The following is a 21,629-nucleotide window of genomic DNA, read 5'->3' on the forward strand; positions in this document are numbered from 1 at the left end:
GGGTGGAGCAACGCTCCACCCGCCGCATCGTGGTGCTGCCGGCTCGCCCTGCGAGCCGCCGGGGCTACTTCACGTTCACGCCGGCCCAGGCCGCGTTGACCGCGGCGAACTCAGGGCTGGTCGCACCGTAGAGGTCGGTGGCGGCCGAGAGGGTCGCCAGGCGTGCGTCGGCGTAGTTCGTCGACGACGTCATGTAGGTGGTCAGCGCCTTGTACCAGATCTGGACGGCCTTGTCCCGGCCGATGCCGGTGACGGTGGAGCCGTCGTAGGTCGGCGAGTTGTAGCTGACGCCACCGATGGTCTTGGCGCCACTTCCCTCCGAGAGCAGGTAGAAGAAGTGGTTGGCCGGACCCGAGGAGTAGTGGACGTTGAGGCGCTTGAGGCTCGTCGACCAGTAGTCGGCCGAGTTGCCGTCCTTGCTCGGCTTGTCCATGTAGCGCAGCGGGGAGCCGTTGCCGCGGATGTCGATCTTCTCCCCGATGAGGTAGTCACCGGCGTCGGCGGTGTTCGCGGCGTACCACTCCACGGCCGTCCCGAAGATGTCCGAGGTGGCCTCGTTGAGGCCGCCGGACTCGCCGCGGTACGCCAGGTTGGCGGTGCGCGAGGTGAGCCCGTGGCTCATCTCGTGCCCGGCGACGTCGAGCGAGGTGAGCGGGTGGGTGTCGCCGTTGCCGTCGCCGTAGGTCATGCAGAAGCAGGAGTCGGACCAGAAGGCGTTGACGTAGGCGTTGCCGTAGTGGACGCGCGAGTACGCCGCCTTGCCGTCGTTGGCGATGCCGTTGCGGCCGAAGGCCGACTTGTAGAAGTCCCAGGTCATCGCGGCGCCGTAGGCGGCGTCGACACCGGCGGTCTGGACGTTGCCCGCGGTGCCGTCGCCCCACTTGTCGTCGGCGTCGTTGAACAGCGTGCCGGTGCCCGTGGTGCCGTGGTTGAGGTTGTAGGTCTTGTGACCACCGCGCACGGAGTCGATGAGATCGAAGGTGGAGCCGTTGGCGGTGGTGCCGACGGAGACCGAGCCGCTGTACATGCTCTCGCCGGTGCCGGTCTCGATCTGCTCCTCGCTGTCGAGCACCTTGCCGGTGGCCGCGTCGGTGACCACGCGCAGCTCGCTCGGGGTGCCGTCGGGCTGGACGCCGTTGACGACCGTCTCGTAGGCGAGCACCGGCTTGCCGGCGCGAGCCCAGACGACCTTGCGCGGGGCCTCGGCGGCGGTGCCGGTGTTGTCGGCGGCGACAGCGGTGGCGGTCGCCTTCTTCTCGGCGGTCGCCGAGGAGACGGCGGCGGCGGTCGAGGAGACCGCGATCTTCGCCGAGGTCGCCTTGTCGACGCCGGCGACGGCGCCGTCAGGGGCGACGTGGACGATCAGGTCCCCACCGAGCACCGGCAGGCCGGCGTACGTCCGCTCGTAGCGGGTGTGGACGGTGCCGTCGGCATCGGTGATGACATCGCGGGCGATCAGCTTCTCCTGCGACCCGAGGCCGAGCTCCTTGGCGGTGGCACCGGCCTCCGACTGAGCGGCCCGGATGTCGGCGGTCCGCTGCGAGGGGCTGACGGCCGTCGCTGCGCCGGGAGCGGTCGACTCGGCGGCGCCGGCGCTGCCGGCCTGGAAGCCGAGGCCCACGGTCATGACCGCGGCGGCTGCGAGGGCGGTGGTGCGGAGCACCACCTTGCGAGAGGTGATGAAGGAAACGTCGTTCACTGAGGCTCCTTGGATCTCAAGGGTGGGGTTGGCCCAACCCTGAGACGTTGCCCCCCGAGTTGGGTGACGTGAGACTGCCAGGAGCCGAATGCCTCAGTACATACTCAGGTAATTAATTTACCCGAGTATGCAGAATCGTTACCCGTGGGGGGATCCCGGATCAGAGTCCGACGGGGAGCTCTTCGCGGGTGGCGAAGGCCTCGATCGCCCGTCCGGGGCCCTGCTCGTCGATCATCGTGATGAGGTCGGCGAGGGCGTCGCGGCGGTCCTGCCAGACCAGCCAGGCCATCAGGCGCTGGCCACGCGGGACGGTGGTCTCCTCGAAGGGGACGCCTGCGTCGTACCAGAACTCGTGGACGGCGTCGCGCAGCAGCGACCAGTAGCGGTCCGGATCCTCGGTGGTGGGGATGACGGCAGCACGGAAGTGCTCCCACATGTCGATCGGGAGGATCTCGGTACGCAGCGTGCGCATCAGCTTCCCGGACCCCGATCCGGCCACCAGCTCGACGGTCTGGCGTTTGGTGTCGATCCGCTCGATCAGGTTGGCGACCTGAGCGCGCTTCTGGGTCGCGGAGGACTGGTCGGACCGGACCCGCCAGTCGTAGACGACGTCGGTGAGCACGTCGAAGGTCTTGGCGGCCAGGAACGCCTGGGTCAGGGCCACCTGGTCCTGGTAGCGGGTGCGCTCGGGGAAGGTGATGTCGTTGTCGGTCCAGAAGGCGCGCTGGAAGATCTTGTTCCACACGAACACGTCCGCGAGCATCAGCGGGGCGTCCTCGATCCGGCACCGGAGGCGCGTCCGGGTGTGGTTGCGGCGCATCAGCGGGGTGACGTACCTCCGCTCCTCGCCGTTCACGACGGTGAGGCGCTCGGCGGAGCCGACCGCGAAGTCCGAGCCCGTACGCCGCAGCGACTTCACCATCGAGCTCCAGGCGTCGCGGGGCAGGATGTCATCGGGGTCGACGAAGGTGAGCAGGTCGCCCGTGGTGGCCTCGATCCCGGTGTGACGGGCGATGGAGACGCCGGAGTTGGGCTGGGTGATCAGGGTGACCCGGGGGTCCTTCGCGGCGACTTCCTTGACGATCTCGGCCGACCCGTCGGTCGAGCCGTCGTCGACCACGACGACCTCGATGGCGCAGACCTCGCGCAGCGGTTGATGCAGGATGCTGTGCAGGCTGTCGGCGACGTACTCGGCCACGTTGTAGACCGGCACGACGACGCTCAGCAGCCTCGGCTTCCTCCGTCTGAATCCCCCCACGCGCATCAACTCTAGAGGGGTCTCCATCAACGCGACCTAGCGATGGTGAGCGTGTCGACCGCGGAGCCGTCGGAGGCGATGACCTCGAGGTCGAGCCGGGCCTGCCCATGGGCGTCGCGGGGGTGCGCGTCGAAGAACGCGACCGAGTGGGTCGCGTCGCCGACGGCGCGGTAGGTGGTCGGCTCGGGGACCTTCAGGCCGTTCTTGTCGGTGTAGTAGGAGAGCACCGGCAGGACGTCGGGGTAGGTCGAACCGCCACCGCCGCCGGCGGTGATGTAGATCGTGCCCTGGTTGGTGCTGACCGTGGCGCCGCGCGGCGCCTCCTGGACCGGCTTGCCGCCGCGCATCAGGTGGGTGCGCTCGTAGCAGTGGTTGTGGCCGTTGATCACGACGTCGACCTGGTAGCGGTCGAAGAGCGCCTCCCAGCGGTCACGGATGCCGCCGTCGGAGGCGTGCGCGATGTTGGTGCAGTAGGCGCACTGGTGGAAGCCGACCAGGATGAAGTCGATGTCGTCACGCGCTCGGAAGGCGGCCAGCCGGTGCTCCAGCCAGCTGTCCAGGGTCGCGCCGAGGTAACCCGCGTTCCGCGTGTACTCGTACGTCGCGTCGTTGCCGTCGAGGGCGATGAAGGCGACGTTGCCGCGGACGAAGGAGTAGGTCTCCTGCCCGCCGCCAGCCCCGTTGCCGGGAAGGTGGAACCGGGCGCGGTAGCCGTCGTAGCCGAGCTCGCCGTTGCCGTTCTCCATCTCGTGGTTGCCGACGACGGTCATCCACGGGATCGTGTTGGCGCTGGGCTGTATCTGGTTGAGGAACTCGTCCCAGACGCCGAAGTCCTGCTGCGCCTCCCCGCTCTTGCCCTGGCCGCCGGTGTCGGCGTAGGCGATGTCGCCGACGACGAAGGCGAACTCGGCACCCTGCTGGCGGATCAGGTTGACGTTGCGCGCGGCGTCCTCGGCCACGCCCATGTCACCGAAGGCGGCGAAACGGAAGCTCCCGTCCGACTTCGGGGCGGTGGTGAAGGAGCCCCTGGTCGGCGTACCGCCGTCGTGGCTGAGCCGGTAGTAGTAGCGCGTCCCGGGCCGCAGGTCGCTGAGGTCGACGTGGTGGTAGACGCTGTCCACCCGGATCGAGGAGACCGACTCGGGCTGGAGGGTGAGGCCGTAGTCGGGCGTCACGCCGAGGTCGAGCCGCGGCGCCTGCACCGACCCGGCGGTCGACCAGGTCACGTTCATCTGCCGCAGCGGGTTGGTGCCGTAGGACAGGTGTACGCCGGCGGCCGGTGCGGCCGACCTGGCAGCCTGGGTCCACAGCATCGGGCCGGCGACGACGCCGGCACCACCGATCAGGCCGGCCTTGAGCAGCGTACGCCGGGACGGGGCCGTCCTGGACGGGGCCGTCGTGGTCGGGCCAGCGTGGGGGCTATCGGTCACGGGAGGATCAACGCATAGGTAGGCGAGACGTTAGGCCACGTCCGGTGTCTCCGGGATGAACGAGTGGTGGACGTTCCTCATATCGCAGCGTGGGATGCAGCCATTTGCGCACCGAAGGCCGCGTTGTCGCGTACCAGCGCGATGTTGGTCGCCAGCGAGTCACCGCCGGTCAGCTCGACGATCCGGGCCAGCAGGAACGGGGTGATGTCCTTGCCCCGGATGCCCCCGGCATCGGCGTCGGCGAGCGCCTGGTCGATGTGCGTCCCGATCACCTCGGCAGGGATCTCGTCGGCGACCGGGACCGGGTTGGCGACGACCAGGCCGCTGGGAAGGCCGAGGTCCCAGGTGGCCTTCATGACCTTCGCCGCCTCCTGGGGGCCGTCGATGCGCAGCGGCGCCGCGAACCCCGAGCTGCGGGAGTAGAAGGCCGGGAACTCGTCGGCCCCGTTGACCAGGACCGGCACCCCGTAGGTCTCCAGCGTCTCCAGGGTCAGGCCGATGTCGAGGATCGACTTCACCCCGGCGCTCACCACCGCGACCTGGGTGCGGGCGAGCTCGGTCAGGTCGGCGGAGATGTCGAAGGTCTCACTCGCACCCCGGTGTACGCCGCCGAGCCCACCGGTCACGAACGTCCGGATCCCGACCATGGCCGCCAGGCGCATGGTGGCCGCGACCGTGGTCGCGCCGTGGAGCCCACGGGCGACGACGTAGGGAAGGTCGCGGACGCTGACCTTGGTCACCTCGGGGTCGGAGGCGAGGAGCTCGAGGTCGTCGTGGTCGAGGCCGGCCCGGGGGATGCCGTCGAGCAGGGCGATCGTCGCCGGGACGGCACCGTTGTCGCGCACGATCTGCTCGACCTCGACGGCCATCTTGACGTTGTCGGGATAGGGCATGCCGTGGCTGATGATCGTCGACTCCAGCGCGACGACCGGGCGGCCCTCGGCGAGCGCCGTGGCCACCTCCTCGGTGAGCCTCACCTTCACGCGAGCTCCCGCACGAGGTCCTCGCTGAGGTCCATGCGGACCGTGTCGTGGGTGCCGCAGGTCAGCGCGGCCGCGGCGTGGCCGAACCGGGCCGCCTCGACCAGGTCGACGTCGCGGAGCACCTCGTGCATGAACGCGGCGAGCATCGCGTCGCCCGCGCCGGTCACGTCGACGACCTCGGTCGGCATGGCGGGAAGCTCCTGGTAGACGTCGTTGTAGCTGATCACCGAGCCACGGGCGCCGAGACGCACCCAGACGACGCCGACGCCGCGGTCGTGCAGGGCGTGGACGGCCTTCTCGATCTCCGCGTCGGAGCCGGCGGGCAGGTCGGTCAGCGCGGCCAGCTCGGCCTGGTTGGGCGTGACCAGGTAGAGCTCGCGGTCGGCGCGGATCAGGTCACGCGCCCGCTTCGCCTTCGGCACCGAGACCGGGTCGAACCCGACCGGCACGTCGAACTCGTGGGCCAGATCGATCGCCACCTCGGCCGTGCGGACCGGGATGTTGCCCTCGACGAGCACCCCACGGGCCGTCCTGATCAGGTCGCGCGCCGCCTCCACCACGAGCGGGGAGAACTCGTCGGTCGCGGCCATGTCGGCCACCGCGACCACCAGCTCACCGGAGGAGTCGAGCACGGCGTTGTAGGTGCCGGTGCGTACGTCTGCCCGGCGGCGCACATAGGTGCAGTCGACGCCGACGTCCTCGGTGTAGCTGATCACCTCGTCGCCGATCGGGTCGTCGCCGACGACCGAGACCAGCGCCACCGCGTCACCCAGCCGCGCGAGGTTCTCCGCGACGTTGCGGCCGACGCCCCCGGGCGAGAGGCCGGCGGATCCGGACATGCTCGAACCCATCACCACCTGCTCGTGTGCCCGAGCGTGGAGATCCATGTTGGAGCCGCCGATCACGACGATATCTGGCGGTATGTGCGGGTTCATCACCTGCATCGTAAGTGGGGTTCACAGATAGCGCCCCCTCATAAAGTATGAACTTGGCCCTGCGAGAGGACGATGACGCAACCACGTCGGGCTAGTACGTCAGCCGGTCGGCGCCGCTTCCTCCGGAAAGCTTGTCGGTTCCGGAGCCACCGATGAGCCGGTCCCGGCCATCTCCGCCGGACAAGATGTCGTTGCCGGATCCACCGGAGAGCCAGTCCCAACCGGCTCCGCCGAACACCTGGTCGGCGCCACCGCCGGCCTCGACCTCGTCGTTGCCACCCTCGCCCCAGATCCGATCAGCGCCGCCACCGGCGTTGATGGTGTCGCCGCCGGACGATCCCCAGATCCGGTCGTTCCCGTCCGCCCCGTTGATCTGGTCGGCCCCTGCGCCTCCGTAGAGCCGGTCGTCTCCCCCGAGGCCGGTCATCAGGTCGTTGCCATCGCCACCGTAGACGTAGTCGTGATCCGATCCGCCCACGAGGAAGTCGTCCCCGAGACCTCCGTAGACGCGGTCGTTGCCCGACCCCGCCCACATCGCGTCATTCCCGGCACCGCCGTAGACGAGGTCGTTCCCGGCACCGCCGTAGACGTCTCCGCCGCGGGCTCGGACGTATACCGTGTCGGCACCGTCGCCCGCGTTGATGTAGGTCCACCCATTGCTGCCGTAGATGGTGTCGTTCCCATCGCCACCGTAGATCTCGGGCCCGGAGTACTCAACGATCCCACCGTAGATGACGTCGTCACCATCGCCTCCATAGATCTTGCCGCGCGGGCCGTCCTCCACGCGACAGATCGTGTCGTCGCCCGCAAGACCATATGTCTCGTAGACGTCGTACCCGGTGAGGATCACATCGTCGCCATAGGTCGGCCTCTCGCCATACCTCATGTCGACGGTGACCGTCTTACCTCCGCAGGTCGCGCCCTCGGCTGCTGCGGCAGGTCCGAAGCCTCCGGTGACACCAGCAGCGGGAAGGATCAGGGCAAACCCCACGACGCGACACCAGCGCAGACGCATGAACGAACTCCATCTATCCGAACGAGCGAGTTGGGCAGTCACCTCGTCCCGGAAACGACCGAACTGCGAGCGGGAACGCTAGCAGCGTAGGTGTGCCCCTGGGGGTGAACCCGTCGTCCGTTCACGACCTGTGCCCGGCACGAGCAACGCCAGTGCCTCGTGTCAGCCGAGGAGCTCGCGGCCGATCTCGTCGACGGAGCGGCAGCCGACCAGACCGAGGGAGAGGTCGAGCTCGGCGAGCATGTGCTCCAGGACGGCCTGGACACCGGCGGCGCCGGCGAGGGCGAGGCCGTAGACGTACGGGCGGCCGAGGAGGACCGCGTCGGCGCCCAGGGCGAGTGCCTTGAGGATGTCGGCGCCGGAGCGGATGCCGGAGTCGAAGAGCACCGGGATACGGCCGTCGACCTCGTCGACGATGCTCGGCAGGGCGTCGATGGAGGCGATGGCGCCGTCGACCTGGCGGCCGCCGTGGTTGGAGACGATGATCCCGTCGACGCCGTGCTCGAGAGCGCGGCGGGCGTCCTCGGGCGCCTGGAGTCCCTTCAGCACGATCGGCAGGTCGGTCATCTCGCGCAGCCGATCCAGGTCGTCCCAGATCAGGTCGGAGCGGGAGAAGACGTCGAGGAAGGTCTCGACCGCTGCGCGGGCCTGGCCGGAGCGGAGGTTGTCGACGAGCTTGCCGGGGTGGTGCTGGGCCATCGAGGCGACCGCCCTCAGGGCCGCGGGGATCTCCCGGATGCCGGGTCGCACACCGGCGCCGCCGCCCGCGATCCGCTCCTCGACGAGGGCACGGAAGGCGGGGTCGGAGGTGTACTGGGCGATCCCGAGCCCTCTGGCGAAGGGCAGATAGCCCAGATCCAGATCACGCGTACGCCACCCCAGCATGTGCGTGTCGAGCGTGACGACCAGCGCGTCGGAGCCGATGGCTTCGGCACGGCGTACGAAGGACTCGACGATCGACTCGTCCTTCGACCAGTAGAGCTGGTAGAGCCGCGGGGTGTCGCCCAGGTCCTCGGCGACCTCCTCCATCGGGACGGAGGCCTGGGTCGAGATCACCATCGGGATGCCCGTCGCGCGGGCCGCCGCGGCGACCTCGTGCTCGGCGCGGGGGTGGGCGAGCTCGAGCACGCCGACGGGGCCGAGCATCAGCGGCGCCGGCATGTCCACCCCGAACAGGGTGGTGCGCAGCTCGCGGCTCTCCACGTTGGTGAGCATCCGGGGCACGAGCCGGTAGTGGTCGAAGGCCGCGGTGTTGGCCTCGACGGTGCGCTGCTGCCCGGCGCCGCCGGCGACGTACGCCCAGGCCTCCTTGCTCATCGCCCGATGGGCCGCCTCGGCGAGCGCCGACGGCTCCGTCGGCACGACTGAACGGTGGCCGAACAGGCCCTTGCGGAAGATCGCCGACTGGAGGTCTCTGCCGATGCTCACGCGCGAAGGCTACTCGCGGGGACCTGGCCGCGGCGGTGCCCTGCGGAGATTTCCCCACCGCAACGGAGGATCCCCACGCTCCGGTGAGTGGGGGACGTGCGGCTCGGTGGGGAGATGTCCGCAGAAGGTGGGAAAACTCAGCGCGCGGCCGGGTCCGCGACGATCTGGGCTGGCGGCTCAGCGCCGGAGAGCGCCACGATGAGCCGGTAGCAGCGCTCGGTCATCTGGCTCGGCGTCACCTCGGGATGGTCGAGCCACCAGGTGACCAGCGTGTCGACGACGTTCATCCAGACGGCGGTCATCGCCGAGACGTCGAGCGGGTCGTCGTCACCGACGAGCGCCATCAGCTCGCCGACGCCCTCCATCGCGAGCCGGGTGATCCGGTCGGTGTAGAACGCCCGAGCAGCCGCGACGTCGCCCGATTCCGGAGCGGTGCGGTCGAAGAAGAGGCGCCACAGCCACGGCTGGGGCTCGAGGATGCGGAAGATCCCGTCGAGGGTGCGCAGACCGCGCTCGAGGCCGACCGAGTCGTCGGCGGCGACCCGCTCCATGTCGCTGGCGAGCAGCTCGGCCCCGTGGGTGAGGCAGGCCGAGAAGAGGCCCTCCTTGGAGCCGAAGTACTGGTAGACCAACGGCTTCGAGATGCCGGCGTCGGCCGCGATCCCGGCGACCGACGCCTTGGCGAACCCCACGGTGCCGAAGACCTCGCAGGCAGCTCGCACGATCTGCAGCTCGCGATCGGCGCGTGGGACGCCCTTGGTTCCAGCGTTGGCCCGTGACATGACCTGGAGTCTAGCGGCGGCATATGACCTTGAGGTAACTTACCCAAAGGTCATATCCCTGGGAGGTCCCCCATGAACGACATGCTCGACCCGTTGAAGAACCCGCTGACGTACGCGATCCCGTTCTTCGCGATCTCGATCCTCATCGAGCTCGCGGCGCTGAAGTGGCTCGACCACGACGACAACCTGGCCGGCTACGTCTTCAAGGACGCCCGTACCTCGATCCTGATGGGCGCGGGGTCGATCGTCTCGATGACCGTGTTCAAGGTGCTGACCTTCGCGGTCTACTCGGCGATCTTCGCCTACGCCTCGCTGTGGCAGATCCCGGGGACGTGGTGGGGTCTGGCGATCTCGGTCGTGGTCGTCGACCTCGCCTACTACTGGAACCACCGCTTCGTGCACCGGACTCGCGTCGGCTGGGCGGCGCACCAGGCGCACCACTCCAGCGAGTACATGACGTTCGCGACCGCGCTGCGGCAGAAGTGGAACCCCTGGTTCGAGTTCTTCTTCTTCCTGCCGCTGCCGTTCCTCGGCATCTCACCGGCGGCGATCTACATCGCCTTCTCGATCAACCTGATCTACCAGTTCTTCGTGCACACCGAGACGATCGGCCGGCTCTGGACGCCGCTGGAGTGGGTCCTCAACACCCCGTCGCACCACCGCGTCCACCACGGCTCCGACCCCGAATACCTCGACAAGAACTACGCCGGCATCCTGATCGTCTGGGACCGCCTCTTCGGCACGTTCCAACAGGAGCGCCAGCGCCCGACGTACGGCCTGACCTACAAGGTCGACACCTACAACCTCCTCCGGCTGGAGTACGGCGCCTTCCGCGAGCTCTGGAACGACGTACGCAACGCCGACGGCTGGCGGCTCAAGCTGAGCTACGTCTTCCGGCCGCCGGGGTGGGCGCCGGAGGAGGCTACGCCGGCCGCCGTCGCCCGAGAATCTGCACGATGATCAGGCCGAGGAGGCCGACGACGACGAGCACGAAGCCCGGGGCGGCGACCTCGACCAGCTTCTGCCCCTCGGGGGACACGGGCTTGCTGAAGTTCACCTGCTGAGGCTCGGGGGCGATCACGTCGGGGAACTCCTTGGCGATCTCGGCCTGGAGCTTGTCGGTGTATTCGGCGACGCGCGGCGCGCTGCCGGCGGCGAGGAGGGTGTCACCCTTCGTCTGCACGAAGAAGTAGTAGTCCTCGTTCTCGGTCAGCGACTTCTTCTGGCACACGCCGGGGTTGAGCGTGACCTCGAGGCTGCTGCCGCTGGTGACGCCCTTGAGCGCCTTGACGACGGTCACCGGGTAGACCACCGGGCCCCCCTTCTTGGTCGCCTTCCCGGGGCCGGTCACCCGCGCGTGGAAGACCAGCGGCTCCTTGACCGCGTCGGCGAGCTTGAAGGTCGGGCACTTCGTGGGAGCCGTCACGGCCGAGGTGGCCGGGGCTGCGGAAGCAGGTGCGGGGCTCGTCGTGACCACCGCTGTCGCGGCAAGAGCAACGGCAGCGAGGAGCTGGGGGACGCGGCGCATGGCGAAGATCAAACCAGTCACAGGCCGAAGACTCCAGCCAGGACCCGCGCGACGCCGTCATCTTCGTGCCCGGGCGCGAGATGGGAGGCACAGGCGACCACGCTCGGGTGGGCGTCGGCCATGGCGTAGGACGTCCCGGCCCAGGTCAGCATCGGCAGGTCGTTGGGCATGTCGCCGAAGGCGATCACGTCCGCGTCGGAGATGCCGAGCTCGGTGCAGACGAGCTCCAGCGTGGAGGCCTTGGTGACCCCCGGAGCGCTGATCTCGAGCAGCGGGAAGGACGAGTGGGTGACGTTGACGCGGTCGCCGACGGCGGCGGTCGCTGCGGCGAGCAGCTCGTCGGCGTCATCGTCGTCATGGCGTCGGGCGAGCAACTTGATCAGCGGCTCGTCGGCGAGCTCCTCGATCGCGGCGACGCGCCTGGCGGGCCGGAGGGCGTCGGAGGTGTGGGTCGCGAACTCCGGCTCGCACGACCAGCCCTCGAGGGACTCGGTCGCGAAGACCAGGCCGGGCAGGGTGGCCGTCAGCGTCGCCGCCACCTCGGCGGTCAGAGCGGGCTCGATCAGCCGGGTGAGTCGGGGCTTGTCGGTGGCGACGTCCCAGACCAGCGCTCCGTTGGAGACGATCGCCAGTCCGACGCTGCCGATGTGCTCGAAGAGCTCGCGGGTCCAGCGCAGCGGCCGCCCGGTCACGAAGATGACCGGCACGCCGATCTCCTCGAGCTTCACGAGCACGTCACGAGTGAAGTCCGAGACCGAGCCGTCCGCTCTGACCAGAGTGCCGTCCAGGTCGGTGGCGACGAGCTTCGGCGTACTCATTCTTCCATTCTGCCACCGGGGACCGGCCTGGCCATCACCAGATGCCCGTCCTCGTCTGCGCCCCGGAGGTCGGTGAACCCGCACTTGGCGAGCACGCGGAGGCTGGCGGCGTTGGTGGGTTCGACCGATGCCCGGATGCGTACGCCCTCCTGATCCGCACACGCCAGCAGCGCCTTGAGCGCCTCGGTGGCGAAGCCCCAGCCGCGTGCCTCTTCGACCAGGCCGTAGCCGACCTCGGTCTCCGGGGTGCCGTCGGGTGCGGCGTCGGGCGGTCCGAAGAAGCCGATCGAACCGAGGACGGTCCCGTTGCGCACGATGTAGCGGGAGCTCCACAGGTCGCCCTCGACCCACATCGTGGCGGCGTCGCGGTCGTCCTCGCGCGGGAACTGCGGGTGCCAGCTCTGCGGCCGCCCGAGCTCGCCGTTCGAGTCGCGGATGGCCTCGACGTCGGCGCGGGTCCACAGGGGCAGCGTCAGGCGCTCGGTGGTGACGGTGGTGGGAAGGGTCACGGGGGCTGAGACTCTCAGAACCAGCGGGAGAGTTCCAGCGCCGCGCCGTCGTCGGCGACGTGGGCGGTGACGGCGTCGGCGACTTCCTGGACGACCTCGGGAGCGTTGCCCATGGCGACGCCCCGGCCGGCCCACTCGAGCATCTCGACGTCGTTGCGGCCGTCGCCGATGGCGAGTACGTCGGCAGGCTCGAGATCGAGCTGGTCGCAGACGTAGGCGAGGCCCGATGCCTTGGAGACCCCGACCGGGGTCAGGTCGAGCCAGGCGGTGTAGCCCACCACGTAGTCGATGCCGTGCAGGCCCAGGTCACGGCCGAGCGCGAGGAAGTCCTCCGGGGTCGCGTCGGGGTCGCGGATGATCACGCGGGAGACCGGCTCCGCCACCATCTCCTGGACCGTGGCGATCATGTTCTCGCCGCCGCCGAGCTCGCCCTCGGGGAAGGGTCGGTTCATCCGGTAGCCGACGCCCCGGTTCTCGACCGCGACCAAGACGTTCGGACGCCGTTCCAGGATCTTCTCGACGGCCGCTCGGGCGTCGAAGGTCTCCTCGTGCACGACATCCGTGGGCGGATAGCGGAGCACCACCGCCCCGTTGGACGCGACGATCCACAACCGCTCCGCACCCTCGTCGGGAATCCCCAGCAGGTCGGCGATCCCGGTCATCGAGTGGGCCGAGCGACCGGAGGAGAGCACCACGTGGGCACCGGCGTCGTACGCCCGGCGGACCGCGTCGCGCACCTTGTCCGAGAGCGCCTCGGAGGTCGTGCCGGTGCCCTCGATCCAGCGCAGCAGCGTCCCGTCGATGTCGAGCGCGACGAGCTTCGGCTGCCAGGCGGCCTCGCCGGGCCGCGCCGTGGTGCTCTCGGTGGCACTCACTTCTGGATCGGCTCCAGGACCTCGCGTCCGAGCCACTTCTGCAGCGCCTTCGGCACCCGCACGGAGCCGTCGGGCTGCTGGTGGGTCTCCAGGACGGCCACGATGGCGCGGGTGATCGCGGTCAGCGTGCCGTTGAGGGTGGCGACCGGGGTGGTGCCGTTCTCGGTCCGCTGCCGGATGTCGAGCCGGCGTGCCTGGAAGGTGGTGCAGTTGGAGGCCGAGGTGAGCTCGCGGTACTTCCCCTGGGTCGGGATCCACGCCTCGCAGTCGAACTTGCGCAGCGCGCTCGGACCGAGGTCGCCTGCGGCGACGTCGATGACCTGGTAGGCGAGCTCGAGCTTGTCCAGGAACGCCTTCTCCCACTCGAGGAGACGCTGGTGCTCGGCGTAGGAGTCCTCGACGGTGGTGTAGACGAACATCTCCACCTTCTCGAACTGGTGGACCCGGATGATGCCCTTGGTGTCCTTGCCCGCCGAGCCGGCCTCCTTGCGGAAGCACGACGAGAAGGCGGCGTAGCGGCGCGGGAGCGTGTCGGGGTCGAGGATCTCGTCGGCGTGGTAGGCCGCCATCGGCACCTCCGAGGTGCCGACGAGGTAGAGGTCGTCGTCCTCGATCTTGTAGACGCCGTCGTCGACCTGGTCGAGGAAGCCGGTGCCCTCCATCGCCTCCGGGCGCACCAGCGCCGGCGCGATGACCTGGGTGAACCCGGCCTCGCGGGCCTGCTCCATCGCCAGGTTGATCAGCGCGAACTCCAGCTCGGCGCCGACCCCGGTCAGGAAGTAGAAGCGGCTGCCCGAGACCTTGGCGCCGCGCTCGAGGTCGATCGCGCCGAGGAGCTTGCCGAGCTCGACGTGGTCGCGCGGCTCGAAGCCCTCGGCCGCGAAGTCGCGCGGCTCGCCGACCTTCTCGATCAGGACGAAGTCGTCCTCACCGCCGGCAGGGGCGTCGTCGGCGAGGTTGGGGATGGCCTTGAGAGCCTTCTTCCACTCCTCCTCGGCCGCCGCCTGCGCCGCCTCGGCCTCCTTGACAGCCTTCGCGAGATCCTTGACCTCGGCGAGGAGCCGCTGCTTCTCCTCACCCTTGGCCTGGGCGACCTTCTTGCCCATCTGCTTCTGCTCGGCCCGCTTGGCCTCGAAGTCCGCGATCGCCGCCCGGCGCGCGCTGTCCGCGGACAGCGCCCGGTCCACCACGTCGGAGGACGCGCCGCGGCGCTCCTGCGAGGCACGTACGCGGTCGGGGTCTTCGCGGAGGATGCGCGGGTCGATCATGCGGCAAGGCTAGTCGAACGGACCATCAGATCTCACTTCAGTAATCGAGCGTCACGGAATGCGCACGCGCCGCTCGACCGAGTACGAGCTGTCACGGCCGGTCCCGCCGTCCCCGTAGTCGCTGCCGCCTCCGCCGTAGAGCTTGTCGGCGCCGCCGCTGCCGTAGAGCTTGTCGCCACCGGCGTCACCGAAGAGCTTGTTCGCCGACCCGTTTCCCTTGAGGACATCGGCGCGCGTGGTTCCGATGACGTTCTCGACGTAGGTGATCTTGTCGTAGCCGGCGTTGGTGCGCTGCCGGGACGTCGCGGCGAGCGAGACCCGGACACCGACGCCGACGTTTCGGTAGCTGACCGTGTCCGCCCCGCTGCCACCGCTGACGACGTCGTCCCCATGACCGGGCAGCACGGTGTCGTTCCCGTAGCCGGCCGTGATCGTGTTGCGGCCCGAGTTTCCGGTGAGGCGGTCGGAGTAGGAGGTGCCGATGATGTTCTCGGTCTGGCTGACGGTCTCGTAGCCAGAGCTCCCCGTGTTCTGAGCTCGGGTCGTGGCCAGGCTGATCTGGATCGGCCTGTAATAGCCCTTGTAGCTGATGGTGTCCGTGCCGGCCCCGCCGATCACGGTGTCGTTGTCCTTGCCCGGCCAGAACGTGTCGTTGCCGCTCCCGCCGTCCAACCGGTCGTTGCCGTTGAGCCCGTTGACGTAGTCGTTGCCGCCACCGCCAAGGATCACGTTGCCGCTCAGATCCCCGATGAGGCTGTCGGCGTACGGACTTCCGGTGAGGTTCTCGACATCTTCGATCGTCTCGCGGCCGGCGGCGGCCCCGTAGTAGGCAGGCTGTCCGAGATAGATGCGTACGCCGCTGGTCATGTTGGCGTAGCTGACGGTGTCCACCCCCGAGCCGCCGGTGATCAGATCGGTCCCGGCGCCCGGCGCGAACCAGTCGTTGCCGGCACGCCCGTCGATGCTGCTGTTCCCCGAGTCACCGGTGAAACGGTCGGCGTAGTCGGTCCCCATCAGCTCCTCGATGCCGGCGAGGGCGTCGGTGCCCAGACCGCCGGTCACCTTCGTCCTCGTCGCGACGATGCCGCTTCCGGACTCGGCGTACGTCGCCTTGTCGGTCCCGGCTCCGCCGTCGATGGAGTCATCTCCCGAGCCCCCGGCGATGCGGTCGGCGCCATCCCCACCACGCAGGACGTCACCCTCGGATCCACCGGAGATGACGTCGTCGCCAATGCCTCCGTCCACCTCGTCGGAACCAGAGCCGGCGAGGACGATGTCGCCGCCCGCGTCGCCGGCAAGCACGTCGCTGCCTGTGCTCTCCTCGATCAGATCGTCACCGTCGCCGCCATGGACGACGTCGTCGCCTTCGCCCCCGTGAAGCCAGTCGCTGCCGCTGGATCCGAAGATGAGATCGTCACCCATCCCTCCGAAGATCTCGACGGTTCCAGCTCCGTACCCGCAGATCGTGTCGTTTCCGCCGAGGGCGTCCACCCTCACGCCCTCCGGGACAGCGATCACGTCGTCTCCCTCGGTCGGCGCCTGGCCCGCGACACTGAGGTCGACGGTGACGGGCTTGCCGTCGCACTCACCCTCCGCCGCAGCAGCGGAGCCGGCGAGGAGGCCACCGACGCCGAGGGCGACGGCGGGGACGGACAAGAGCCCGAGGAGGGCGTACGAGGACACGCGAGAGCGCATGAGAGAGACCTCACAACTACGAAGGACCGAGGGATGCTGACGCCGACCCGAATTCATGCGCGGAGAGCGAACGATAGCGCTCTCAGCCATGCCCTGCGCGCGCTTTTGGACGGCCCGTTCATTCACCGTGTGGATCACGTTTCGCGCATACTGACTCATCGTGCTTGACCTCTCGCGCCGTGCCCTGCTGCTCTGGGCGGCTTCGCTGTTCGCTCTGTGCGCCCTGATCGGGATCGCGGGGATCAACGCGTGGCCGCCGGTCTCGACGTTCGACGAGCTCGGCCGGGAGGCAGCGGCCGTGACGGCGGAGCACCGCTGGCTGCTCGACTTCTGGCACGTCGTCGAGGTGGTCACCGAGTGGTACTTCGCGGTCGGGGTCGCCCTCCTGGTCGCTGCCGGGCTGTTCCGCGCCTACCTGCGCGCCGCGGTCTACGTGCTCGGCGTCGTGGTGGTCACCCTGCTCGTACGCCGCGGGCTGGTGCTGCTCGTCGACCGCGACCGGCCGGAGTGGCAGCTGACGTCGTGGCTGCACGAGTCGCCGGCGTACCCCTCCGGTCATGCGACCGGGATCGCGGTGCTGGCGGGCGTGATCGCGGTGGTCGTGACGATGTTCGTACGCCGCCGCGGCATCCGTCGGCTGGCCTACACGGGCCTCGTCCTGCTGGTCGTGCTCGTCTCGGCCGACCGGGTGTTCCTCGGACGCCACTATCCCTCCGACGTGCTCGGCGGGATCGCGTTCGCGGCCGGGTTCGTCTTCCTCGGCATGGCTCTCTACACCCCGCTGCCCGCCTCCCAGGCGGTGGGACGACGGCCGCTGGTGGACTCGGTGCGCGGCAACCGGAGGATCGCGGTCGTCCTCAACCCGATCAAGGTCGAGTCGGTCGACCAGTTCAAGACCATGGTCACCACGATGGCCAAGGAGTCGGGCTGGAAGACCCCGACCTGGCACCTGACCACCGTCGACGACCCCGGCCGCGGGATGGCGCGCGCCGCCCAGGAGGAGGGCGCCGACCTGGTGCTCGTCTGCGGTGGCGACGGCACCGTACGTGAGGTCTGCTCAGCCCTCGCCGGCACCGGGATCGCGATCGGGATCGTCCCCGGCGGCACCGGCAACCTGCTCGCGCGCAACCTGTCGATCCCGCTCTACATCCGCGCCGCGATCGACGTCGCGCTCACCGGCCAGGACCAGGCGATCGACCTCGTCGAGGTCACCGGCGACAACCTCGAGGACACCAACTTCCTGGTCATGGCCGGGATGGGCTTCGACGCCGCGATCATGAGCGGCGTCAACGAGGACATCAAGAAGCGGATCGGCTGGATGGCGTACGTCCTCTCCGCCTTCAAGAGCCTGATGTTCCCGGCGATGCGGCTGGAGATCTCCATCGACGGCGGCGAGTTCACCAAGCACCGGGCGCGCACAGTCGTGGTCGGCAACGTCGGCTACCTCCAGGCGAACATGCCGCTGCTCCCGGCGGCGGCGCTCGACGACGGGCTCGTCGACGTGGTGCTGCTCTATCCGCAGCGGTTCTGGTCCTGGCTGCCGCTCGCGATCCGGGTCCTGAGCAAGCGGCCGCGCACCGACGACCTGGTCAACCGGATGACCGGTGCGAGCGTTGTGATCCGCACCAATCACGACCAGCCGCGCCAGCTCGACGGCGACACCATCTCCGAGGGTCGAGAGCTGCGCATGAAGTGCCTTCCCGGGCGCCTGCTCGTCCGCGTGCCACGCTGAAGACCGGTCCCGATTCGGTCCCGAATCTCAACGACACGCAGCCAAGCAAAAAGTCCCGGCAATCAGGGTCTAAGGTCCCGGATCAAGCGTATTTTGAGCGTGTTTTGGATCAATTTTCGTACGACTCGCCCGCGACTCGCGGGCCCAGATGTCTTGTTGATCAGTAAATGTTCATAAGGTGTCTGACACGACTCGGCGTGAGCTGAGTCGGCGTCTCCAGCCGGGCTCAAGCCTGACTCCGGCCGGTGACGTGGCAAGACCCACACACTGGTCGGAAATCCCCCGCGACCAGTGTTCGACTCCCGGGCCGTCCCACCCGCAGCCCGGGTTACAAAACCGGCACGCTCGGAACGGTTCCCCCGCCACGCCCGAGCGTGCCGGCGTTGTTTTGCGGGTGGATCAGCCGCCCCGGACGCGGGATCAGCTCCTCGGCTTCGCCTGCTGGACGGCCTCGGTCTCCTCGGGCGACATCAGCTGGGAGGACTTCCAGCCGCTGATGCTCTTCGCGTACGACCTCGCCTCGGTGCGACCGTGGATCGAGGTGAGCACCACGCCGTCGCCGTTGTCGTCGAGCAGGGCCAGGCACCAGCTCAGGTGGCCGCCGGCGTCGCCGAACGCGTCGAAGCGCACCACCGCGAGGTGGCGCAGGTTCATCGCCGACTCGGCGCGCAGGGCCGCGACCTCGGCGCGCAGACCGGCGACGTCGGTCGGCAGCGACTCGACGGCGGCAGGGTCGGGGCGACGTACGTCCTTCGTCTTCTGCCAGGCCGCCCCGGCGAAGACCAGAGCGGCGATTGCTGTCAGCAGACTGAGAATGGCAAGAGCGAGCACAACGGGCGAATCTAGACTGTCGTTGTGTCCGAGCCACATCGCATCGCCTATCAGGGCGAACCAGGGTCCAACTCACACATGGTCTGCCAACGGCACTACCCCGAGCTGGAGTCGGTGCCGTGCGCCTCGTTCGAGGACGTCTTTGCGACCGTCGAGGCAGGTGAGGCGTCGCTGGCGATGATCCCGATCGACAACTCCCTGGCCGGGCGGGTGGCCGACATCCACCACTTCCTCCCCGAGTCCAACCTGCACATCATCGCCGAGCACTTCCTACGGATCCGGTTCCACCTGCTCGGGCTTCCGGGCGCGCATCTCGACGACATCCGTACGGTCCACTCGCACGTCCACGCGCTCGGCCAGTGCCGCAACATCATCCGGGAGCACGGGTTCACGCCGGTCGTCTCCGGCGACACCGCCGGTGCCGCGCGCGAGGTCGTCGAGGCCGGCGACCCGACGATGGCCGCGATCTCCCCGCCGCTGGCAGCCTCGATCTACGGGCTGGACGTCCTCGCCACCGACATCGAGGACGCCGACCACAACACCACCCGCTTCGTGGTGCTCTCGCCCGACTTCATCCAGGCTCCCGTTGACCAGGGTCCCGTGGTGACCTCGTTCATCTTCAACGTACGCAACCTCCCGGCCGCGCTCTACAAGGCGCTCGGCGGCTTCGCGACCAACGGCGTCAACATGACCAAGCTGGAGTCCTACATGGTCGACGGGAAGTTCACCGCGACCCAGTTCCTCGCCGAGGTCGACGGCCACCCCGACCAACCGGGGCTGAAGCGTGCCCTGGAGGAGCTGGCGTTCTTCACCACCGACGTGAAGCTGCTGGGGGTCTACCCCGCCGACCCGGCCCGGTTCTGAGCGATGCGGGACGACCAGCCGACCGCAGACCTCGGCTTCGCCCGCGTCGACCTCGACCGCGAGCGGCGCACGGGTGACCCGGAGGTCGTGTACGCCGACGGCAAGACCCCCGAGCAGGTCGTCGCGATCCTGGCCCGCCTGCACGACGCGCACCCCACGCGCGCGGTCCTGGCCACCCGGGTCTCCGCCGAGGCAGCTGCCCTCGTCGCGGCCGAGCTGCCGTCGGCTGTCCATGATGCCGAGGCCCGTGCCGTCACGCTCGGGCCGCTGCCGACCCCGCAGGGCCGCGTCTGCGTCGTGGCCGCCGGGACGTCCGACGGGCCGGTCGCGGCCGAGGCGGCGCTGGCTGCCCACGTCCATGGGGCCGGCGTCGAGCGGATCACCGATGTCGGCGTCGCCGGGATCCACCGCCTCTTCGCCGTACGCGACCGGCTCGACGACGCCGACTGCCTGATCGTCGTGGCCGGGATGGAGGGCGCGCTGCCCTCGGTCGTCGGCGGTCTGGTGGGCGTACCGATGATCGGGGTGCCCACGTCCGTCGGCTACGGCGCCTCCTTCGGCGGGCTGGCCGCGCTGCTGGCGATGCTCAACTCGTGCGCTCCCGGGGTGACCGTGGTCAACATCGACAACGGCTACGGGGCCGGGGTCGCGGCGGCACGGATCGCGCGGCGGGCTCGATGAGCCTCGTCTGGGTCGATGCGTCGGCCGGGGCGTCCGGGGACATGCTGCTCGGGGCGTTGGTCGACGCCGGCGTGCCGATCTCCGTGATCGCGGGGGCGGTCGATGCGGTCGCCCCCGAGCCGGTCGATCTCGCCGCGGAACAGGTGAGACGCGGCGCGCTGGCCGCGACCCGGTGTCATGTCTCGATCGCCGACTCCGCGCATCACCGCACCTGGACCGACGTGCGTGCGCTGCTCACCGGCGCCTCGCTGGACGGCGCGGTGCGCGACCTGGCGCTGCGGGTCTTTGAGCGCCTCGCCGTCGCCGAAGGGGCCGTCCACGGGATCTCCCCCGAGGAGGTCCACTTCCACGAGGTCGGGGCGCTGGACGCCATCGCCGACGTAGTCGGGGTCTGTGCAGGGTTCGCGCACCTGGGTGCCACCGAGGTCGTCGTCTCGCCGGTCGCCGTCGGGTCCGGCTCGGTCCGGGCCGCTCACGGCACGCTCTCCGTGCCGCCGCCGGCCGTGGCGCGGCTGCTCACCGGCGTACCTTCCTTCGCGGGGCCTCCCGGGCATCCCTCGATGGAGATGTGCACCCCGACCGGTGCTGCGCTGCTCACCACGCTGGCCACGTCGTGGCGCGACCAGCCGCCGATGGTGACCCGCGCGGTCGGGGTCGGCGCCGGCGGTCGCGACCCGGAGGGCTGGTCGAACGCGATCCGGCTGCTGGTCGGGGAGGCGGCGGTGCGGCCGGGCGCAGAATCCCGCCATGGCGGGGAAGTGCGCGCGGATCCGGCGGTCGGGGACGGCATCTTCCCGCCATGGCGGGAAAGTGCGCCGACCGAGCTCGTCATCGAGGCGAACATCGACGATCTGGAGCCGCGGCTGATCCCGGGGGCGCTCGACTCGCTCCTCGCCGCCGGCGCACGCGATGCCTGGGTCACGCCGATCCTGATGAAGAAGGGCCGCCCGGCCTACACGCTCCACGCCCTCACCTCTCCCGCGGCCGCCGACGCGGTCCGGCGGGTGTTCTTCCGGGAGACCTCGACGATCGGCGTACGCGAGCACGAGGTCGTCAAGCAAGCGCTGCCCCGCGAGATGCGGACCGTGACCGTCGGCGGACACCCGATCGCCGTCAAGGCCGCCCTCCTCGACGGCGAGGTCGTCAACCTGCAGCCCGAGTGGGACGACGTCGCCCGCGCGGCCTCCGCCCTCGAGCGGCCGGCGATCGACGTACTCGCCGAAGCCAAAGCAGCTGCCGAGGCGTCAGCCCCGTCGGCCGAGGCGTCACGCCCGTCGGCCGACCGGGCATCTCAGTGA

General features: G+C 69.5%; 20 protein-coding genes. 5 read left to right on the forward strand and 15 right to left on the reverse strand.

Features of this window, described 5'->3' with window-relative positions; genetic code table 11:
* Positions 1–64: 64 nt before the first annotated feature.
* The 8 genes from UG56_RS15460 to UG56_RS15495 all read right to left on the reverse strand — a co-directional run bounded on the left by UG56_RS15460 (position 65) and on the right by UG56_RS15495 (position 9,530).
* Entirely contained in the window at positions 65–1,699 is a 1,635-nt protein-coding gene (locus UG56_RS15460) for a M4 family metallopeptidase (protein WP_045548264.1), read from the reverse strand.
* Between the two features lie 160 nt (positions 1,700–1,859).
* Entirely contained in the window at positions 1,860–2,963 is a 1,104-nt protein-coding gene (locus tag UG56_RS15465) for a glycosyltransferase family 2 protein (RefSeq protein ID WP_045548263.1), read from the reverse strand.
* A 20-nt stretch (positions 2,964–2,983) separates the two neighbouring features.
* Positions 2,984–4,387, reverse strand: coding sequence for a metallophosphoesterase (locus UG56_RS15470; RefSeq protein ID WP_045548262.1), 1,404 nt, complete (start codon positions 4,385–4,387; stop codon positions 2,984–2,986).
* A gap of 77 nt (positions 4,388–4,464) precedes the next feature.
* The gene (locus tag UG56_RS15475; protein ID WP_045548261.1) at positions 4,465–5,370 is read right to left on the reverse strand and encodes a pseudouridine-5'-phosphate glycosidase; all 906 of its coding nucleotides are present in this window, start codon (positions 5,368–5,370) and stop codon (positions 4,465–4,467) included.
* A complete protein-coding gene (locus tag UG56_RS15480; protein ID WP_256206657.1) occupies positions 5,367–6,305 on the reverse strand; it encodes a carbohydrate kinase family protein in 939 nt (312 codons plus the stop codon). Before UG56_RS15480 ends, UG56_RS15475 begins: the two co-directional genes overlap by 4 nt.
* Positions 6,306–6,396: 91 nt before the next feature.
* Positions 6,397–7,320 (reverse strand): calcium-binding protein, encoded by a 924-nt coding sequence (locus tag UG56_RS15485; RefSeq protein ID WP_084101110.1) that lies wholly within the window; start codon positions 7,318–7,320, stop codon positions 6,397–6,399.
* Positions 7,321–7,482: 162 nt separating this feature from the next.
* Positions 7,483–8,748 carry an alpha-hydroxy-acid oxidizing protein gene (locus UG56_RS15490; RefSeq protein WP_045548259.1) on the reverse strand — a complete coding sequence of 422 codons (1,266 nt, stop codon included), beginning with the start codon at positions 8,746–8,748 and terminating at the stop codon, positions 7,483–7,485.
* A 137-nt stretch (positions 8,749–8,885) separates the two neighbouring features.
* On the reverse strand, positions 8,886–9,530 hold the full coding sequence (locus UG56_RS15495) for a TetR/AcrR family transcriptional regulator (protein ID WP_045548258.1): 645 nt from the start codon (positions 9,528–9,530) through the stop codon (positions 8,886–8,888).
* Between the two features lie 72 nt (positions 9,531–9,602).
* Here UG56_RS15495 and UG56_RS15500 point away from each other — a divergent pair, with 72 nt between their 5' ends.
* Positions 9,603–10,490, forward strand: coding sequence for a sterol desaturase family protein (locus UG56_RS15500; protein ID WP_045548257.1), 888 nt, complete (start codon positions 9,603–9,605; stop codon positions 10,488–10,490).
* Here the strand turns inward: UG56_RS15500 and UG56_RS15505 are convergent.
* The 6 genes from UG56_RS15505 to UG56_RS15530 are packed head-to-tail and all read right to left on the reverse strand — an operon-like array spanning position 10,453 to position 16,223.
* Positions 10,453–11,079, reverse strand: coding sequence for a hypothetical protein (locus UG56_RS15505; protein WP_143055058.1), 627 nt, complete (start codon positions 11,077–11,079; stop codon positions 10,453–10,455). The genes UG56_RS15500 and UG56_RS15505 overlap by 38 nt on opposite strands.
* The gene (locus UG56_RS15510) at positions 11,076–11,876 is read right to left on the reverse strand and encodes a Cof-type HAD-IIB family hydrolase (RefSeq protein ID WP_045548255.1); all 801 of its coding nucleotides are present in this window, start codon (positions 11,874–11,876) and stop codon (positions 11,076–11,078) included. The genes UG56_RS15505 and UG56_RS15510 overlap by 4 nt, the downstream gene beginning before the upstream one ends.
* A complete protein-coding gene (locus tag UG56_RS15515) occupies positions 11,873–12,385 on the reverse strand; it encodes a GNAT family N-acetyltransferase (protein ID WP_045548254.1) in 513 nt (170 codons plus the stop codon). The genes UG56_RS15510 and UG56_RS15515 overlap by 4 nt, the downstream gene beginning before the upstream one ends.
* Before the next feature lie 14 nt (positions 12,386–12,399).
* Positions 12,400–13,260 carry an HAD family hydrolase gene (locus tag UG56_RS15520; protein ID WP_045548253.1) on the reverse strand — a complete coding sequence of 287 codons (861 nt, stop codon included), beginning with the start codon at positions 13,258–13,260 and terminating at the stop codon, positions 12,400–12,402.
* A complete protein-coding gene (gene serS / locus UG56_RS15525; protein WP_045548252.1) occupies positions 13,257–14,528 on the reverse strand; it encodes a serine--tRNA ligase in 1,272 nt (423 codons plus the stop codon). Before serS ends, UG56_RS15520 begins: the two co-directional genes overlap by 4 nt.
* 51 nt (positions 14,529–14,579) lie before the next feature.
* Entirely contained in the window at positions 14,580–16,223 is a 1,644-nt protein-coding gene (locus tag UG56_RS15530; RefSeq protein ID WP_071327117.1) for a calcium-binding protein, read from the reverse strand.
* A 160-nt stretch (positions 16,224–16,383) separates the two neighbouring features.
* Here UG56_RS15530 and UG56_RS15535 point away from each other — a divergent pair, with 160 nt between their 5' ends.
* A complete protein-coding gene (locus UG56_RS15535; RefSeq protein WP_052693425.1) occupies positions 16,384–17,955 on the forward strand; it encodes a YegS/Rv2252/BmrU family lipid kinase in 1,572 nt (523 codons plus the stop codon).
* A 420-nt stretch (positions 17,956–18,375) separates the two neighbouring features.
* Here the strand turns inward: UG56_RS15535 and UG56_RS15540 are convergent, their stop codons facing one another.
* Positions 18,376–18,786 (reverse strand): DUF4446 family protein, encoded by a 411-nt coding sequence (locus tag UG56_RS15540; protein ID WP_256206658.1) that lies wholly within the window; start codon positions 18,784–18,786, stop codon positions 18,376–18,378.
* 24 nt (positions 18,787–18,810) lie between these two features.
* Here UG56_RS15540 and UG56_RS15545 point away from each other — a divergent pair, with 24 nt between their 5' ends.
* Genes UG56_RS15545 through larC form a run of 3 tightly spaced genes read left to right on the forward strand, consistent with a single transcriptional unit; the run spans position 18,811 to position 21,629 of the window.
* Positions 18,811–19,650 (forward strand): prephenate dehydratase, encoded by an 840-nt coding sequence (locus UG56_RS15545; protein ID WP_084101112.1) that lies wholly within the window; start codon positions 18,811–18,813, stop codon positions 19,648–19,650.
* Positions 19,651–19,653: 3 nt separating this feature from the next.
* Positions 19,654–20,331, forward strand: a complete 678-nt coding sequence (gene larB, locus UG56_RS15550; protein WP_071327118.1) for a nickel pincer cofactor biosynthesis protein LarB — start codon at positions 19,654–19,656, stop codon at positions 20,329–20,331.
* Positions 20,328–21,629: a nickel pincer cofactor biosynthesis protein LarC gene (gene larC, locus UG56_RS15555; protein ID WP_045551274.1), complete on the forward strand. Its 1,302-nt coding sequence runs from the start codon at positions 20,328–20,330 to the stop codon at positions 21,627–21,629. The genes larB and larC overlap by 4 nt, the downstream gene beginning before the upstream one ends.

Origin of the sequence: Nocardioides luteus (assembly GCF_000960475.2) — a bacterium.
In the GTDB taxonomy this organism is placed as follows: domain Bacteria; phylum Actinomycetota; class Actinomycetes; order Propionibacteriales; family Nocardioidaceae; genus Nocardioides; species Nocardioides luteus_A.